Source organism: Streptomyces sp. NPDC044571 (assembly GCF_040647115.1).
In the GTDB taxonomy this organism is placed as follows: Bacteria; Actinomycetota; Actinomycetes; order Streptomycetales; family Streptomycetaceae; genus Streptomyces.
Genome location: NZ_JBEZBN010000029.1, coordinates 13,187 through 30,115, shown reverse-complemented (window position 1 = coordinate 30,115; position 16,929 = coordinate 13,187). Strand labels below are relative to the sequence as shown.

13 protein-coding genes and 1 pseudogene are annotated in these 16,929 nt (G+C 71.9%); 9 read left to right on the top strand and 5 right to left on the bottom strand.

The features are described 5' to 3' along the window. Window positions 1–185: 185 nt before the first annotated feature. Genes AB0B01_RS17525 through AB0B01_RS17510 form a run of 4 tightly spaced genes read left to right on the top strand, consistent with a single transcriptional unit; the run spans window position 186 to window position 5,564 of the window. Window positions 186–2,624 (top strand): bifunctional (p)ppGpp synthetase/guanosine-3',5'-bis(diphosphate) 3'-pyrophosphohydrolase, encoded by a 2,439-nt coding sequence (locus tag AB0B01_RS17525; RefSeq protein ID WP_361719183.1) that lies wholly within the window; start codon window positions 186–188, stop codon window positions 2,622–2,624. Between the two features lie 40 nt (window positions 2,625–2,664). Beyond that, window positions 2,665–4,017, top strand: coding sequence for a serine/threonine-protein kinase (locus AB0B01_RS17520; RefSeq protein ID WP_361719180.1), 1,353 nt, complete (start codon window positions 2,665–2,667; stop codon window positions 4,015–4,017). Beyond that, a complete protein-coding gene (locus AB0B01_RS17515; RefSeq protein WP_361719177.1) occupies window positions 4,010–4,441 on the top strand; it encodes a hypothetical protein in 432 nt (143 codons plus the stop codon). Before AB0B01_RS17520 ends, AB0B01_RS17515 begins: the two co-directional genes overlap by 8 nt. Beyond that, window positions 4,425–5,564, top strand: coding sequence for a caspase family protein (locus AB0B01_RS17510; protein ID WP_361719174.1), 1,140 nt, complete (start codon window positions 4,425–4,427; stop codon window positions 5,562–5,564). Before AB0B01_RS17515 ends, AB0B01_RS17510 begins: the two co-directional genes overlap by 17 nt. Before the next feature lie 118 nt (window positions 5,565–5,682). Here AB0B01_RS17510 and AB0B01_RS17505 read toward each other — a convergent pair whose 3' ends face one another. Together AB0B01_RS17505 and AB0B01_RS17500 are read right to left on the bottom strand one after the other, a co-directional pair. After that, a complete protein-coding gene (locus tag AB0B01_RS17505) occupies window positions 5,683–6,912 on the bottom strand; it encodes a DUF349 domain-containing protein (RefSeq protein ID WP_361719171.1) in 1,230 nt (409 codons plus the stop codon). A 187-nt stretch (window positions 6,913–7,099) separates the two neighbouring features. Next, window positions 7,100–7,882 carry a peptidylprolyl isomerase gene (locus tag AB0B01_RS17500; protein WP_361719169.1) on the bottom strand — a complete coding sequence of 261 codons (783 nt, stop codon included), beginning with the start codon at window positions 7,880–7,882 and terminating at the stop codon, window positions 7,100–7,102. Window positions 7,883–8,046: 164 nt separating this feature from the next. On the opposite strand from AB0B01_RS17500, the gene AB0B01_RS17495 reads away from it, so the two are divergent. The 4 genes from AB0B01_RS17495 to AB0B01_RS17480 all read left to right on the top strand — a co-directional run bounded on the left by AB0B01_RS17495 (window position 8,047) and on the right by AB0B01_RS17480 (window position 12,269). Further along, entirely contained in the window at window positions 8,047–8,769 is a 723-nt protein-coding gene (locus AB0B01_RS17495; protein WP_361719166.1) for an MBL fold metallo-hydrolase, read from the top strand. 10 nt (window positions 8,770–8,779) lie between these two features. Next, a complete protein-coding gene (gene hisS, locus AB0B01_RS17490; RefSeq protein ID WP_361719163.1) occupies window positions 8,780–10,039 on the top strand; it encodes a histidine--tRNA ligase in 1,260 nt (419 codons plus the stop codon). Window positions 10,040–10,222: 183 nt separating this feature from the next. Next, the gene (locus AB0B01_RS17485) at window positions 10,223–10,837 is read left to right on the top strand and encodes a vitamin K epoxide reductase family protein (protein WP_361719160.1); all 615 of its coding nucleotides are present in this window, start codon (window positions 10,223–10,225) and stop codon (window positions 10,835–10,837) included. An 82-nt stretch (window positions 10,838–10,919) separates the two neighbouring features. Then, window positions 10,920–12,269 (top strand): replication-associated recombination protein A, encoded by a 1,350-nt coding sequence (locus AB0B01_RS17480; protein WP_361719158.1) that lies wholly within the window; start codon window positions 10,920–10,922, stop codon window positions 12,267–12,269. A gap of 34 nt (window positions 12,270–12,303) precedes the next feature. Here AB0B01_RS17480 and AB0B01_RS17475 read toward each other — a convergent pair whose 3' ends face one another. Next, the gene (locus AB0B01_RS17475) at window positions 12,304–13,839 is read right to left on the bottom strand and encodes a UvrD-helicase domain-containing protein (RefSeq protein ID WP_361719155.1); all 1,536 of its coding nucleotides are present in this window, start codon (window positions 13,837–13,839) and stop codon (window positions 12,304–12,306) included. A gap of 115 nt (window positions 13,840–13,954) precedes the next feature. Next, window positions 13,955–14,524, bottom strand: coding sequence for a DUF2470 domain-containing protein (locus AB0B01_RS17470; RefSeq protein WP_361719152.1), 570 nt, complete (start codon window positions 14,522–14,524; stop codon window positions 13,955–13,957). 343 nt (window positions 14,525–14,867) lie between these two features. Here AB0B01_RS17470 and rpsD point away from each other — a divergent pair, with 343 nt between their 5' ends. Beyond that, a complete protein-coding gene (gene rpsD, locus AB0B01_RS17465; RefSeq protein ID WP_356848389.1) occupies window positions 14,868–15,479 on the top strand; it encodes a 30S ribosomal protein S4 in 612 nt (203 codons plus the stop codon). Between the two features lie 103 nt (window positions 15,480–15,582). On the opposite strand, the pseudogene AB0B01_RS17460 reads toward rpsD, so the two are convergent. Further along, window positions 15,583–16,816, bottom strand: a pseudogene (locus AB0B01_RS17460) (regulator); the annotation flags it as partial. Window positions 16,817–16,929 lie beyond the last annotated feature (113 nt).

Sequence of the window (16,929 nt, the reverse complement as noted above, 5' to 3'; positions counted from 1 at the left end):
CCGTGAAGCGGGCGGGTACCCGGGACACCCCGGGTACCCGCCCGCTGCGCATACCCGGTCCGTTCCACTCCCCGGGCGCGGGGAACAGGGCGGTGCAACCCTCGCTACCATGGTTTATCCGGACCTGACCGGGGCACCGGATCGTCCCCCGGACTCCGTCCGGGGGGACCCCCAGAGGAGCGCTCTTGCCAGACGAGGTCCAGCCACTCTCCGCCGCGCAGCCCGAACCGCAGACCGAGCAGGCCGCGACGCCCCCCGCCACGCCCCCGCCGGCCCCGCCCGTGCGGCCCGCGCCGGCGAAGCCCGTGCCGGCGAAGTCGGCCGGGTCCTCGAACCGCGTACGCGCACGGCTCGCCCGCCTCGGCGTCCAGCGTTCCAACCCGTACAACCCGGTACTGGAACCCCTGCTCCGCATAGTCCGCAGCAACGACCCGAAGATCGAGACGGCGACCCTGCGCCAGATCGAGCAGGCGTACCAGGTCGCCGAGCGCTGGCACCGCGGCCAGAAGCGCAAGAGCGGCGACCCGTACATCACCCACCCGCTCGCCGTCACCACCATCCTCGCCGAGCTCGGCATGGACCCGGCCACCCTGATGGCCGGCCTGCTGCACGACACCGTCGAGGACACCGAGTACGGGCTGGAGGACCTGCGCCGCGACTTCGGCGACGCCGTGGCCCTTCTCGTCGACGGCGTCACCAAGCTGGACCGGGTCAAGTTCGGCGAGGCCGCGCAGGCCGAGACCGTCCGCAAGATGGTCGTGGCCATGGCCAAGGACCCCCGCGTCCTGGTCATCAAGCTCGCCGACCGCCTGCACAACATGCGCACGATGCGCTACCTCAAGCGGGAGAAGCAGGAGAAGAAGGCTCGCGAGACCCTGGAGATCTACGCCCCGCTGGCGCACCGGCTGGGCATGAACACCATCAAGTGGGAGCTGGAGGACCTCGCCTTCGCGATCCTCTACCCCAAGATGTACGACGAGATCGTCCGCCTCGTCGCCGAGCGGGCGCCCAAGCGCGACGAGTACCTCGCCGTCGTCACCGACGAGGTGCAGAGCGACCTGCGGGCCGCCCGCATCAAGGCCACCGTCACCGGCCGCCCCAAGCACTACTACAGCGTCTACCAGAAGATGATCGTCCGCGGCCGTGACTTCGCGGAGATCTACGACCTGGTGGGCATCCGCGTCCTCGTCGACACGGTCCGCGACTGCTACGCGGCGCTCGGCACGGTCCACGCGCGGTGGAACCCGGTCCCCGGCCGGTTCAAGGACTACATCGCGATGCCCAAGTTCAACATGTACCAGTCGCTCCACACGACGGTCATCGGGCCCAGCGGCAAGCCGGTCGAGCTGCAGATCCGCACCTTCGACATGCACCGCCGCGCCGAGTACGGCATCGCGGCGCACTGGAAGTACAAGCAGCAGACCGTCGCCGGCACCTCCAAGGTCCGCACCGACGTCCCGCAGGCCGCCAAGGGCAGCGCCGGCCAGGACACGGTCAACGACATGGCCTGGCTGCGCCAGCTGCTGGACTGGCAGAAGGAGACCGAGGACCCGGGCGAGTTCCTCGACTCGCTGCGCTTCGACCTCTCCCGCAACGAGGTGTTCGTCTTCACCCCCAAGGGCGACGTCATAGCGCTGCCGGCCGGAGCCACTCCCGTGGACTTCGCGTACGCCGTCCACACCGAGGTCGGCCACCGCACCATAGGGGCCCGGGTCAACGGGCGGCTCGTCCCGCTCGAATCGACCCTCGACAACGGCGACCTCGTCGAGGTCTTCACGTCCAAGGCCGAGGGCGCGGGCCCGTCCCGCGACTGGCTCGGCTTCGTCAAGTCCCCGCGGGCCCGCAACAAGATCCGCGGCTGGTTCTCCAAGGAGCGCCGCGACGAGGCCATCGAGCACGGCAAGGACGCCATCGCGCGGGCCATGCGCAAGCAGAACCTGCCGATCCAGCGCATCCTGACCGGCGACTCGCTCGTCACCCTCGCCCACGAGATGCGCTACCCCGACATCTCCTCCCTGTACGCGGCGATCGGCGAGGGCCACGTGGCCGCGCAGGGCGTCGTGCAGAAGCTGGTGCAGGCCCTCGGCGGCGAGGAAGCGGCCAACGAGGACATCGAGGAGAGCGTCCCGCCCTCGCGCGCCCGCACCAAGCGGCGCGGCAGCGCCGACCCCGGCGTGGTCGTCAAGGGCGTCGACGACGTCTGGGTCAAGCTGGCCCGCTGCTGCACCCCGGTACCGGGCGACCCGATCATCGGCTTCGTCACGCGCGGCAGCGGCGTATCGGTTCACCGCGCCGACTGCGTCAACGTGGACTCCCTCTCGCAGCAGCCGGAGCGGATGCTCGAAGTGGAATGGGCGCCCACCCAGTCCTCGGTCTTCCTGGTCGCCATCCAGGTCGAGGCCCTGGACCGGTCCCGCCTGCTGTCGGACGTCACCCGGGTCCTGTCGGACCAGCACGTGAACATCCTCTCGGCGGCCGTCCAGACCTCCCGCGACCGGGTCGCCACCTCCCGCTTCACCTTCGAGATGGGCGACCCCAAGCACCTGGGCCACGTCCTGAAGGCCGTTCGGGGTGTGGAGGGCGTCTACGACGTCTACCGTGTGACCTCAGCAAGGAGGCCCTGACCGGCCTACGCCCACGCCGACGCCACCCCGGGGGGAGCACGTGGCAGGTACCGACGTGTTCCCCGCGAAACTCGCCGAGCGCTACCGCCCGTTGAACGTCCTGGGCCGCGGCGGCATGGGCGTGGTGTTCGCCGCGGAGGACACCCGACTGCGGCGCCCCGTCGCGGTGAAGATCCTCTCGGCCTTCGGGACGAGCCCCTCGCAGGAGACGCTGCGGCGGTTCGTGTCCGAAGCCATCGCGTTGGCGCGGATCCGCCACCCCGGGGTCGTGGGGATCTACGACTCCGGGGTCGACCGGGACAGCGGAACGCCGTACCTGGTGATGGAGCTGCTCGACGGCATCGACCTCTCGGTCATGGCCGCCGGGAGCCCGCTGCCCGTGGCGGCGGCATGCCGGATCGCCGTCGAGATGCTCGGGGCCCTGGAAGCGGCGCACAGGAGCGGGGTCCTGCACCGCGACGTGAAACCCGGCAACGTGCGCATCAGCCGGGACGGCCGGGTGGTGCTCTACGACTTCGGCCTCGCCGTGGTGGCGGAGGAACCCCGGATCACCACGGCCGGCGGCAAACTGGTCGGCACGGCCCAGTACATGGCTCCGGAACGGATCCAGGGGGTGGCGCCCTCGGGAGCCACCGACCTCTACAGCGTCGGCGCCTGCCTCCACTTCATGCTGACCGGAAGTCCGCCGTTCGGCAGCCGGCCCATGGACTTCGGCGTCCTGGTGCTCAAGGCCGCCAAGGGAGTCCCCTCGCTCAGGGAGCACCGGCTCCCGCTGCCCGACGGCCTGCTGTGGGCGGTGGACTCCCTCTGCGCCGTCGACCCCCGGGGCCGGCCGTTGAACGCGGCCGAGGCGGCCGCGACGCTGAGGCCCTGGGCGGCCGGAGGAGAACAGCAGGTCGTCGAGCTCCTCCGGCACCACCTGGAGGAGCCGCCCCGGGAAGCGCAGCGCGCGCGGTATCCCGGCCGCCGCACGGTGGAGGAACCCGGCGGGTGGGAAGCCGTGGCCCCCGAGCCGGTTCCCGCCTTCGACTGGCAGGACGTCGACGTCGCGGACAGCGAGGCCGCCGAGGCGCCGAGCCAGCTCAGCCTCAGCGATCTGACCCGCCGCCTCGTGCACAGCCGGATGACCGAGCGCACCGCGCTGTCCCGGCAGCGGGAGGCCGTCGTCCTGGTCCAGCGCGGGGAGTTCCGGCAGGCGGCCCAACTCCTGGCCGGAGTCACGCCGTACTGCCATGAATCGCTGGGCGCGAGCCATCCGACCACCCTCGCCTGCCAGTACTGGCAGGCTGTGTGCCAGGCCCGGCTCGGGGAGCCCGCCGCGGCGCTGGAGCTGTTCGCCCGGGTGAGCACGCACATCGGAACGGGACAGGAGAGGAACGGATCGGATGCCTGAGTACGCGTTACGGGTGGACCCCGTCAGACCGGGAGACGGGCCGGAGGCCGAGCTGCGGTCACTGCTGCGCTGGCTGAAGGAGGACGAGGCCCTCGGTCGCGACGTGCGCGCCGTGATCGGGAGCGACAGCCCGCCGCCGCCCTCAGCGCCGGACACGACTGCGCCCGCGACGCCCATGGGCAGCCCGGGCTTCGACGTGCTCCAACTCGCCGTCGGATCCGGCCTGTCCGCCGCCTCGCTGGTCTTCTCGGTGCTCCAGTGGCAGGCCTCCCGCCGCCGGGCGCCTTCCCTCACCGTCACCCGCGGGGTCTACGAAGTCCGGCTCACCGGTGAAGCGGCCGAGGACCCCGAGGTGCTGCGCCGGATCGTTGCCGCGCTGGAGCCCGTACGGCCGCAGGACGGGGACGATGACGGGGCTTCCTGACCCCGGGGCCTCGCGCGCCGTCCTCATCGGCACCGCCGGATACCGCCATCTCGCCGCGCTCCCGGCGGTCGAGGCCAACGTCAAGGACCTGGCCGCCGAACTGTGCGACGCGACCGTCTGGGGACTGCCCGAGCAGCACTGCACCACCGTGCTGGACCCGCAGCACCCCGCCGAGCTCCTCGACCCGGTCAACCGGGCGGGGGAGGAGGCCGCCGACACGCTCCTGGTCTACTTCGCCGGACACGGCATGCGGGACGCGGAGACCGCCGACCTCTACCTGGCCCTCCAGGGCTCCCGCGAGCACGTCGGGTACACCGCCGTCGCCTACCAGCACCTGCGCTCCGCGCTGCGCGACTCCGGGGCCCGGCGCAAGGTGGTCGTACTCGACTGCTGCTTCAGCGGCCGGGCCGCCCGTACGCTCGCCGGCCCCCCGGAGGCGCTCGCCGCGCAGGCGGCCGTCGAGGGCGCGTACGTCCTCACCGCCTCGCCGCGCGACCGCGTCGCCCTCGCCCCGGACGGCGAGCGGCACACCGCGTTCACCGGAGAGCTGCTCAGGATCCTGCGCGACGGGATCCACGACGGGCCCGAGCTGATCGACCTGGACACCCTGTGCCGCACCATGGAGTCCAGGCTGCGCAGCAAGAACAGGCCGCTCCCGCAGAGCGCCCAGGAACGGGGCATGGGCCGGCTCCGGCTCGTGCGCAACCGGGCCCGGGCCGTGAGCGGCGCCCCCGCCGGCCCCGTCCTGGCCGCCGACGTGCGCTCCGCCATGGTCGTCGCGGGGATCGGGCTGGCCCGCTCCCTGCGGGCGGCCGGCCGCAGCGGGGACGCGTTGCCCGTCCTGCGCCTCGCCCTGCAGGAGCGGATGCCCGACGGGGAGGGCGACCTGCTGGCCGTGCAGCTGGAACTCTCCGACATCCTCCAGGAGACCGGACAGACCCGGGAGGCCATCGAGGTGCTGGAGGAGGCTTTCCAGCAGGCACACCGCTTCTACGGACCGGAGGCCGTGCAGGTGTGCCGCCGCCTGGCCGCCCTGCTGCAGGAGTCCGGGAACCACGTGGAGGCCTGTGCGGTACTCGAACACGCCCTGGACCTCCTGGAGGACGGCAGCCGCGCGCTGTGAGCGGCCCACCGAGGCGATCCGCCCGGCAGCCGCGAACGGCCCCGCCGACGCGAACGGCCCCGGTACGGACATCCGTACCGGGGCCGTCGTCCTCCGCGCCCTGGCGGGGGCCGGGTGATCAGCCGCCGAACTCCTCCAGGCCCTTCAGAGCCTGGTCAAGAAGCGCCTGGCGGCCCTCCAGCTCGCGGGCCAGCTTGTCGGCCTTCGCGTTGTTGCCCACCGCACGGGCCGCGTCGATCTGCTCACGCAGCTTGTCGACCGCCGCCTGCAGCTGACCCGTCAGACCGGCCGCACGGGCCCGCGCCTCCGGGTTCGTACGGCGCCACTCGCCCTCCTCGGCCTCCTGGATGGCCCGCTCCACCGCGTGCATCCGGCCCTCGACCTTCGGGCGGGCGTCACGCGGTACGTGGCCGATGGCCTCCCAGCGCTCGTTGATGGAACGGAACGCGGCCCGGGCCGCCTTCAGGTCCGTCACCGGGACGAGCTTCTCGGCCTCCTCGGCCAGCTCCTCCTTCAGCTTCAGGTTCTCCACCTGCTCGGCGTCGCGCTCCGCGAACACCTCGCCGCGCGCCGCGAAGAAGACGTCCTGCGCACCGCGGAAGCGGTTCCACAGGTCGTCCTCGGCCTCGCGCTGCGCCCGGCCCGCCGCCTTCCAGTCCGCCATCAGCTCGCGGTAGCGCGCGGCCGTCGGACCCCAGTCCGTCGACTTCGACAGCACCTCGGCCTCCGCGACCAGCTTCTCCTTGACCTTGCGGGCCTCCTCGCGCTGCGCGTCCAGCGAGGCGAAGTGCGCCTTGCGGCGCTTGGAGAAGGCGGAGCGGGCGTGTGAGAAGCGGTGCCACAGCTCGTCGTCCGACTTGCGGTCGAGCCGGGGCAGCCCCTTCCAGATGTCCACCAGGGCGCGCAGCCGCTCGCCGGCGCTGCGCCACTGGTCGCTCTGCGCCAGCTGCTCGGCCTCGACGACCAGCGCGTCCTTGGCCGCACGGGCCTCGTCCGTCTGCTTGGCCTTCTGGACCTTGCGCTCCTCGCGCCGCGACTCCACGGTCGCGACGAGCTTGTCCAGCCGCACGCGCAGGGCGTCGAGGTCGCCCACGGCGTGGTGCTCCTCCACCTGGGCTCGCAGGTGGTCGATCGCCGTCTGCGCGTCCTTGGCGGACAGGTCGGTGGTCCGCACCCGCCGTTCGAGGAGGCCGATCTCGACCACCAGGCCCTCGTACTTGCGCTCGAAGTAGGCCAGGGCCTCCTCAGGGGTGCCCGCCTGCCAAGAGCCGACGACCTTCTCGCCCTCGGCAGTACGCACGTACACGGTGCCCGTCTCATCGACGCGGCCCCACGGGTCGCTGCTCACAGCGCCTCCTCCACCTGATGCCTGCGAGGGGTTCACCCCCTGGGCATCGTCCACAGTTTCCTGGGGCGGGCAGCGCCCGCCCTGCACAACGCCAACATAGGCGACCGCCGGGCCGGCTGTCCGCATCCCGCACGACGGAATATCGCCGTACGGGAGGGACGCCGGCCGGGCCCGGCCACCGGAACCGTCAGTTCTGCGTGACGGTGGCCTTCTCGATGGTCACGGGGGTCTTCGGGGCCCCGTCCTGGCCGCCGTCGGCCGTCCCCGCCTTCGCGACCTCCTCCAGCGCCTTCAGGCCCGCCGCGTCGATCTTGCCGAAGGGCGTGTAGGACGGGGCCAGCGGGCTGTCCTTGTAGACCAGGAAGAACTGGCTGCCGCCGCTGTGCGGCTGGCCCGTGTTGGCCATCGCCACCGTGCCTGCCGGGTAGACGACCTGACCCTGCTCGTTCGGCTTGCCCAGAGAATCGAGGTTCTCGTCCGCGATGGTGTAGCCGGGGCCGCCCATGCCGGTGCCCTGGGGGTCGCCGCACTGGAGCACGAAGATCCCCGAGGTGGTCAGGCGGTGGCACTTCGTCTTGTCGAAGAAGCCCTTGTCCGCCAGCGCCTTGAACGAGTTCACGGTCTCCGGCGTCTTCGCCGCGTCCATCTCGACCTTGACCTCGCCCGCGCTGGTCTTCAGGTCGAAGGTGTACTTCGCCTTCTGGTCGATCGCCATCGCCGGGGCGGGGGACTGCCGGGGCGTCGGCGAGGCCGACGGGTTCGCCGACGGGTCCGCCGCTTCGTCCTTCTTGTCCTTGTCGAAGACGCCGCCCACGACCAGGCCCACCAGCGTCGCGACCACCACGGCCACCGCCGCGCCGATCACCGCCGCCCGCTGCCGCGCCTTGCGCCGGGCTTCCGCCCTGCGCTTCTGCTGACGCTCGTACTTCTCCCTGGCGAGCTGTCGCCGCCGCTGATCGCTCGTGACCACCGGGTCGTCTCCTTGTACGTGTCTGGCACCGCTGTCCGGGCTCGGATAGGCCGTACCGTATATGGGTTCGCTGTGTAACGAGCCGCGCCGGTAGGCTCTGAGCAGCAGCATTCCGATCCGGGACCGCTGCAGCAGCTCCCGCCGGACGACGATTGAGGACGAACGTGCTGATTGCCGGATTCCCCGCCGGAGCCTGGGGGACCAACTGCTACGTGGTCGCCCCCGCCGCCGGCGAGGAGTGCGTCATCATCGACCCGGGCCACCAGGCCACCCAGGGTGTCGAGGAGACGCTGAAGAAGCACCGGCTCAAGCCCGTCGCGGTCGTCCTCACCCACGGCCACATCGACCATGTGGCCTCGGTGGTCCCGGTGTGCGGAGCGCACGACGTACCGGCCTGGATCCACCCCGAGGACCGCTACATGATGAGCGACCCGGAGAAGGCCCTCGGCCGCTCGATCGGGATGCCGCTGATGGGCGAACTGACCGTCGGCGAGCCGGACGACGTCCGCGAGCTGACGGACGGCGCGGGGCTCAAGCTCGCCGGTCTGGACTTCACGGTCGCGCACGCGCCCGGCCATACCAAGGGGTCGGTGACCTTCCGGACGCCGGAGGCCGCGGACATCCCGTCCGTCTTCTTCTCCGGCGACCTGCTCTTCGCCGGCTCCATCGGACGCACCGACCTGCCCGGCGGCTCCCACGCCGAGATGCTCGAATCGCTGGCCCGCGTGTGCCTGCCGCTCGACGACTCGACCGTGGTGCTGTCCGGCCACGGCCCCCAGACCACCATCGGCCGCGAGCGCGCGGGCAACCCGTACCTGCGGGAGGTCGCCGCCGGCCTGGGAGCGGACCCCAGGGGTGCCGCGCCCGCTCCACGACGAGGAATGTGACGAGACTTCCGTGAGCACCTTCAAGGCCCCCAAGGGCACGTACGACCTGATCCCGCCGTACTCGGCGAAGTACCTGGCCGTCCGCGACGCCATTTCCGGGCCGCTGCGCCTGTCCGGCTACGGGTACGTCGAGACCCCCGGCTTCGAGGACGTCGACCTGTTCGCCCGCGGTGTCGGCGAGTCCACCGACATCGTGACCAAGGAGATGTACACCCTCACCACGAAGGGCGGCGCCAACCTCGCCCTGCGTCCCGAGGGCACCGCCTCCGTGCTGCGCGCGGCGCTGGAGGCGAACCTGCACAAGGCCGGCGGCCTGCCGGTGAAGCTCTGGTACTCGGGCTCGTACTACCGCTACGAGCGCCCGCAGAAGGGCCGGTACAGGCACTTCTCGCAGGTCGGCGCCGAGGCGATCGGCGCCGAGGACCCGGCCCTGGACGCCGAGCTGATCATCCTGGCCGACCAGGCCTACCGCTCGCTCGGCCTGCGCAACTTCCGGATCCTGCTGAACTCGCTCGGCGACAAGGAGTGCCGCCCGGTGTACCGGGAGGCGCTGCAGTCCTTCCTGCGCGGCCTCGACCTCGACGCGGAGACCGTCCGCCGGGCCGAGATCAACCCGCTGCGCGTCCTCGACGACAAGCGGGACGACGTCCAGAAGCAGCTCGTCGGCGCCCCTGTGCTGCGCGACTACCTGTGCGACGCGTGCAAGGCGTACCACGAGGAGGTGCGGGCGCTGATCACGGCGGCCGGGGTCGCCTTCGAGGACGACGAGAAGCTGGTGCGCGGGCTCGACTACTACACCCGCACCACCTTCGAGTTCGTCCACGACGGCCTCGGTTCGCAGTCGGCGGTCGGCGGCGGCGGTCGCTACGACGGCCTGTCCGAGATGATCGGCGGACCGGCGCTCCCGTCGGTGGGCTGGGCGCTCGGCGTGGACCGCACCGTGCTGGCGCTGGAGGCGGAGGGCGTCGACCTGGACATCCCGCCGACGACGTCGGTGTTCGCGGTGGCGCTCGGCGAGGCGAAGCCGAAGTTGTTCTCCCTCGTCACGGAGCTGCGGCGGGTCGGGATCGCGGCGGACATCGCGTACGGGGGCAAGGGCCTCAAGGGTGCGATGAAGGACGCGAACCGCAGCGGGGCGCGCTTCGCGCTGGTCGCGGGGGAACGGGACCTGGCGGAGGGCGTCGTCCAGCTGAAGGACATGGAGTCGGGCGAGCAGGCGCCGGTGGCCCTGTCGGAGGTCGTCGAGGTCCTCCTGGCCAAGCTGGCCTGAGCCGTCCGACCTCACAGCGGGGCCGGGGCACGTGCCCCGGCCCCGCTTCCGCTACCCGTGCCCCGGCGGGGCGGGGACCGCGGCTGCATCAGGTGGTCCTTATGTCCGTCGAACGGTGGACGGACGGCTTCGTACGGCACAATGGCCGGTGCTTGATGACCTTGCAGATGTGGAGCGGGCGGTATGACGACACGAGGTACGGACGCAGACACCGCCCCGCGGACGGTCGGGGGCAGCAGGGCGCTGGCGCTGCTGCTGGTGATCACGGGCGCCGCGGGTCTGCTGGCGGCCTGGGTGATCACGATCGACAAGTTCAAGCTGCTGGAGGACCCGAACTTCACGCCGGGCTGCAGCCTCAACCCGATCGTCTCCTGCGGCAACATCATGAAGAGCGACCAGGCGGCCGTCTTCGGCTTCCCGAACCCGATGATGGGGCTCGTCGCGTACGGGATCGTGATCTGCGTCGGCATGAGCCTGCTGGCCGGGGCCCGCTTCCGGCGCTGGTACTGGCTGACCTTCAACGCCGGCGCCCTGTTCGGGGTCGTCTTCTGCGCCTGGCTGACGTACCAGTCGCTCTACACCATCAACTCCCTGTGCCTGTGGTGCTGCCTGGCCTGGGTGGCCACCATCTTCCTGTTCTGGTACGTCACCGCGCACAACGTGCGGGAGGGCCTGCTGCCCGCTCCCGGCTGGCTGCGCGGCTTCCTCGACGAGTTCCCGTGGGTGCTGCCCGTCCTGCACGTCGGGATCATCGGCATGCTGATCCTGACCCGCTGGTGGGACTTCTGGACCTCCTGACCGGGATTCCCCTGACCGCGAGCGTGACCGCGGACCTCCTGATCCCGGGGGCGCTGTCAGTGGGCTCGCATAGGCTTCCTGTGTGGAACCAGACCTGTTCACCGCCGCTGCCGAAGACCGCAGGGAGAAGGATCCGACGAGCTCCCCGCTCGCCGTCCGCATGCGCCCGCGCACCCTGGACGAGGTCGTCGGCCAGCAGCACCTGCTGAAGCCCGGCTCACCGCTGCGACGGCTGGTCGGGGAGGGGGCGGGCGGCCCGGCAGGCGCCTCGTCGGTGATCCTGTGGGGGCCGCCGGGCATCGGCAAGACCACCCTGGCGTACGTGGTGAGCCAGGCGACGCAGAAGCGGTTCGTGGAGCTGTCCGCCATCACGGCGGGCGTCAAGGAGGTACGCGCCGTCATCGAGGGCGCCAAGCGCGCGGCCGGCGGCTACGGCAAGGAGACCGTCCTCTTCCTCGACGAGATCCACCGCTTCAGCAAGGCCCAGCAGGACTCCCTGCTCCCCGCGGTCGAGAACCGCTGGGTGACGCTGATCGCGGCCACCACCGAGAACCCGTACTTCTCGATCATCTCCCCCCTGCTGTCGCGGTCGCTGCTGCTGACCCTGGAGCCGCTGACCGACGAGGACCTCAGCGGGCTGCTGCGGCGGGCCCTGACGGAGGAGCGGGGGCTGGGCGGGGCCGTCTCCCTGCCCGCGGACGCCGAGGCGCACCTGCTGCGGATCGCCGGCGGCGACGCCCGGCGTGCCCTGACCGCGCTGGAAGCCGCTGCCGGAGCCGCGATCTCCAAGGGGGAAGCGGAGATCACCCTCCAGACCCTGGAGGAGACGGTCGACCGCGCCGCGGTGAAGTACGACCGCGACGGCGACCAGCACTACGACGTGGCGAGCGCCCTGATCAAGTCGATCCGGGGCTCGGACGTGGACGCGGCGCTGCACTACCTGGCCCGGATGATCGAGGCGGGCGAGGACCCGCGGTTCATCGCCCGGCGCCTGATGATCTCGGCCAGCGAGGACATCGGCCTGGCGGACCCGACCGCCCTGCCGATCGCCGTGGCCGCGGCCCAGGCGGTGGCGATGATCGGCTTCCCGGAGGCGGCCCTGACCCTGTCGCACGCGACGATCGCACTGGCTCTGGCACCCAAGTCCAACACCGCGACGATCGCGATCGGCGCGGCCCTGGCGGACGTCCGCGCGGGCCTGGCCGGGGCGGTTCCGGCCCACCTGCGGGACGGCCACTACAAGGGGGCGGCGAAGCTGGGCCACGCCGTGGGGTACGTGTACCCGCACGACGTGCCGGGCGGCATCGCCGCGCAGCAGTACGCCCCGGACGAGGTCCAGGGCAAGCGGTACTACGAACCGACCCGGTACGGGGCGGAGGCGCGGTACGCGGACGTGGTGGAGAAGATCCGAGAACGCCTCCGCGGATCCTGACGGCACCGCCGGGTGCCGTCGCGACCCGGCGGCGTCACCGCGGGGCAGGCCCCATCGCACTCCAGGGATCGCCGGACCCGGGGGACGGGCGGACGGCGGCGCCCGGACGGGCCTCGGGGCGCCGGTTGATCCAGCCGAGGCCGCCGATGTCGAGCCGCAGGCGTGCGCGGGTGACCGCGACATAGGCGAGGCGCGCCTCCGCATCGTCGATCTCGCCGGGCAGCGGGTCTCCGTTCTCGTCGGTCTCCTCGGCGTCCACCGGTTCGGTGAAGTCCTCGCCGATGCGGACCGAGGCCCATTCGCGGCCCTTGGCCTTGTGGGCGGTGGAGACCACGATCTCGGCGCCCTGCTCGGCGGAGAGCCGCTCCACGGCGCCCAGGACGACGTCGACGCCGTGCTCGTCCACCAGGTCGACGAGCGGCAGCAGGTCCCGGCCCGAGGGGTCGTACTCGGCGTACTCCTGGAGCTCGCCCCAGGAATCGAAGAGGATCAGCTCCGGGTGCGTACTGCGCTTGCCGGCCTTGAGGTCGCGGGCGGCCCGGGCGAGCGCGCTCAGTGCCTCGCCGCCGCCGACGAGGGCCACCTTGCGGCCTTGCTCCAGCAGCCGCATGACGGCGAGCATGGCGCCGACGTTGGACCGGCACAGAATGGCCTCCGGCCTGTCCACGCGCTCCAGGCGGGTATCGATGGCCGGGGTGCCGGTCAGCCGGATCGGTGATGCGGCGAGCTGCAGCCAGCGGTTGGCCTCCTCGGCGAGTGCGGAGCCGAAGCGGAAGGACCGGGACAGGGCCAGCTGCGTCCCGTCGAAGCCGCTCATCACGTCCCTGGCACCGCGCCATCCGTAGATGGCCTGGGCCGAGTCGCCGACCATCACCAGCTGGGCGTGGTCGCGTTGCGCGGTGAAGATCTTCTCCACCACGGGATTGGTGTCCTGCGCCTCGTCCAGCAGCAGGAAGTCGGCCGGGATGACCGGGTCCGTCAGGGCCCAGATCTTCAGGTAGTGGTCGTGGTCGAAGCGGACCACGCCTTCCTCCGGGTTCTGCAGGTCCTCCCAGGCCTTGGCGGCGTACGGCAGCACGACGTCGACCAGCTGGGCGTGCAGGTGCTCGGCCTCGATGCCGCGCAGCCGCGGGACGTGGTGGCGTGCGAGGGTGCTGTCCGCGGACTGGCAGAAGCGGGTGACGGTCCGCAGCGCCGTGTACGACAGCGCCTTGTTGGTGACGTTCCGCTCGCCGATCCGCACGCGCATGTTCCCCGCGATGCCGAGTAACGCGCCGGTCTTCCAACCGGGCACCCTCGGGGCGTTCAGCCGGGAAGCGTAGCGCCGGCCCACCGCGCCGAAGGCGAGGGAGTGGGCGGTCCTGCACTCCACGTTGCCGGGGAACCTGCGGGCCGCGTCGACCGCGATGGACTTGTTGAAGGCGAGGTACCGGCCGCGGGCGGTAGTGCCCTTCGCGAGCATGGCCAGGGTCGTGGTCTTGCCCGTCCCGGCGCCCGCTTGGAGGACGAGGTGGTCCCCGCGCCTGAAGGAGTCGACGGCCGCGCTCTGCTCAGGGGTCGGGACAGCCATCGTGCTCCTCCGTGTAGCGGTGACGTCACCAGACGACATCACGGTGGCACAGGGAGATCATCCGTGTCCGGCGATCACGGTTTCCGGAGCCTCCCCGGGAGTCCGCAGGCCGCCCCTATACCGCCGCCGCCGCGAACAGGGTGCGCATCGCCCGGCGGAGGTCGCAGACCTCGCGCACGGGCGTCGGGAAGTCGAAGCGGGCGTCGAACGGGGCGGAGCCCGCCGCGGTGCAGCGGATCCGCAGGCCCAGGCGGTCCAGTGCCAGGGGGACCGCGGTCAGGCCGGCGCTCCCGCGGCCACCCAGCAGGGCCGTCAGGTCCGCGACCCGGCCGGCGTGCGCCGCCGCCAGGTGCTGGAGCACCTCCGTCTCGTGGTGCACCAGCGGGTCCGGCTCCGCGGAGGCCAGTGCCTCCGGATCCACCTGTTCCGCGCCCCACAGGTCGTCCACCGAGATCTCTCCCACCTCCAGGCGCAGCAGCGTCCCGCCCGGGCGCTCCCCGAGCAGCGCCCCGTACACCGCGCGGTCGACCCCGCGCACCCGCGTCAGCCACCCGGTGAGCCAGGCGCGGCCTCGGATACGATGGGGCACGGACACCGGCGCCACGTCCGTGATCTCGATCACGGCGGGGAGGTCGGCGTCCTGGGCGTGAGCGGCTGCCCTGGCGGCCGCGGATTCCCCTGACACCAGGAGAATCACGTCCCCGTCCGGGGTGACGGTCCGAGCGGCCGCCATCCCTGTCACCCACTCTCCCTGGTCAAGGGACCGCACCTGGTCACGAGCACCCGGCAGAGTGAGGGATACTGAGGCGTTGGACTCTACGAGGGTTCGTACGCGTTCGGCTCCGGTGAGCTGCCGAACGCCTTCCCTGGGACGCGGCTGACCTTGCTTATCGTCGTCGTCAGCGGATTCTGTTGCGTTTGAATCCGAACTGCGATGCGCACTGGGCAGGGGGATCCCATGTGGTCGAGACATTACGTCCTCCTCGCTAAGGTAAGCCTCACCTAACTTACATGGAGGTAGGTTCCCCGTGAACCAGAAGCGACCCAAGGTCAAGAAGTCTCGTGCCCTCGGCATCGCCCTGACGCCGAAGGCCGTCAAGTACTTCGAGGCCCGCCCCTACCCGCCGGGCGAGCACGGCCGTGGCCGCAAGCAGAACTCGGACTACAAGGTCCGTCTGCTGGAGAAGCAGCGTCTGCGCGCGCAGTACGACATCTCCGAGCGCCAGATGGCCCGCGCGTACGACCGCGCCAAGAAGGCCGAGGGCAAGACGGGCGAGGCGCTGGTCGTCGAGCTTGAGCGTCGTCTCGACGCCCTGGTGCTGCGTTCGGGCATCGCCCGCACGATCTACCAGGCCCGCCAGATGGTCGTTCACGGCCACATCGAGGTCAACGGCGCCAAGGTCGACAAGCCGTCGTTCCGTGTCCGCCCGGACGACGTCATCACCGTGCGCGAGCGCAGCCGCGAGAAGGTCCCGTTCCAGGTTGCCCGTGAGGGTGGCTACGCAGGTGAGGGCGAGACCCCGCGCTACCTGCAGGTCAACCTGAAGGCCCTGGCCTTCCGCCTGGACCGCGAGCCGAACCGCAAGGAAATCCCGGTCATCTGCGACGAGCAGCTCGTCGTCGAGTACTACGCCCGCTGATCCAGCGGCCGTAGGCTCACAGGCTGGTCAGCCCGCCGGTTCCCCCTCGGGGGAGCCGGCGGGTTTCCCGTTTCCGGCTCCGCGCCGCCCCCAGCGGTCCGGCCGCCCGCGGCATGTCGTCCGAGACCAGCGCCAGGCACCCCAGCCGGTGCGCCGCATAGGCCGTCGCCACCGCATTGCCGGTCTGCGCCGCCCCGTCCCGGCACGCCAGCCGCAGATTCGGCAGCGCCGCCTCCACCAGCGCGGCCACCTCCTCCTGGCGCGGGCTGAACCAGTCCAGCTCGCACCAGCTCGCCAGCCCCAGGTACCAGTCCCGGTGCCGCCGCCGCAGCCGCCCCGCCTCGCCCAGCGGGTCCAGCCGGCCCGCCCCGTACATCCGTACGGTCTCCAGCATCCGGTAGCGCACCCCGGCCGCCATCTCCTCGCGGACCAGCAGCGACTGCGCGAGCAGCTCGTCCACCACGTCGCGGCCGCGCACACGTACTCGGCGGCGTCCAGGTCGAACGGCCCGGCGAACACCGACAGCCGCGCCCACAGCAGCCGCTCCCGGGCCGTGCACAGCTCATGGCTCCAGCCGATCGCCGTACGCAGCGCGCGGTGCCGTGGCAGCACCCCGCGCGCCCGCCCGTCAGCAGCGCGAACCGGTCCTCCAGCCGGGCCGGGACCTGCGCGGGGGACAGCGCCCGCAGCCGGCCCGCGGCCAGCTCCAGGGCGAGCGGGATCCCGTCGAGCCGGGCGCACAGCTCGGCCGGCACCGCCCGGTCGGCCCCGGTCACGGCGAAACCCGGGACCGCAGCCGCCGCCCGCTGCGCCACAGCGCCATCGCCTCCTCGGGCACGGGCGGGGCCGGCGGGAGGGCCGGCTCCCCGTCGAGGGCGAGCGGCCGCCGCCGGCACCCGCAGGCCGGGGGAGTGGCGCAGCAAGCTCCCGCACCAGCTCGATCGTCTCGTCGACCAGGTGCTCGAAGCCGTCCAGCACCAGCCGCCGCCCGGCCAGGTGCTCGGCCGGCACCGTCCGGGGCGGCCGGGAGGTGTGGTGTCGGTCAGCCCCAGTGCCTCCGCGAGCGTGACGCCGACGAGCGCCGGATCCCGTACGCGGGACAGCTCGGCGAGCCACACGCCGTCGCAGTAGCGTTCCTGCTCGGTGTCGGCCGCGCGCCGCGCCGCCGCCGGCGCCAGCCGGGACGTGCCCACCCCGCCCACGCCGGTCACCGTGACCAGCCGGGAGGAGTCCAGCAGCCGCGCCACCTCGGCGAGCTCGGCACCCCGGCCGACGAAGCCGCTGAGCTCCGAGGGAAGATTGCCGGGCGTTCCCTGTGGAATCGGCCTCCCTCGCACGGGGCGCGGAGGGTAGTGCTCCGGATGCGCTGCGTACAAGGCGGTCCGGCGAGACCTTGAATTCCGGTACGGCGGTGGATCTCGGGCGCGATAGGGTCGGAGAACGACTTTTC

Bases quoted from the DNA above. Each gene is read 5' to 3' on its own strand.
- AB0B01_RS17510 (WP_361719174.1), top strand. From the start codon at position 4,425: ATGACGGGGCTTCCTGACCCCGGGGCCTCGCGCGCCGTCCTCATCGGC.
- AB0B01_RS17475 (WP_361719155.1), bottom strand. From the start codon at position 13,839: ATGGCTGTCCCGACCCCTGAGCAGAGCGCGGCCGTCGACTCCTTCAGG.
- AB0B01_RS17515 (WP_361719177.1), top strand. From the start codon at position 4,010: ATGCCTGAGTACGCGTTACGGGTGGACCCCGTCAGACCGGGAGACGGG.
- AB0B01_RS17485 (WP_361719160.1), top strand. From the start codon at position 10,223: ATGACGACACGAGGTACGGACGCAGACACCGCCCCGCGGACGGTCGGG.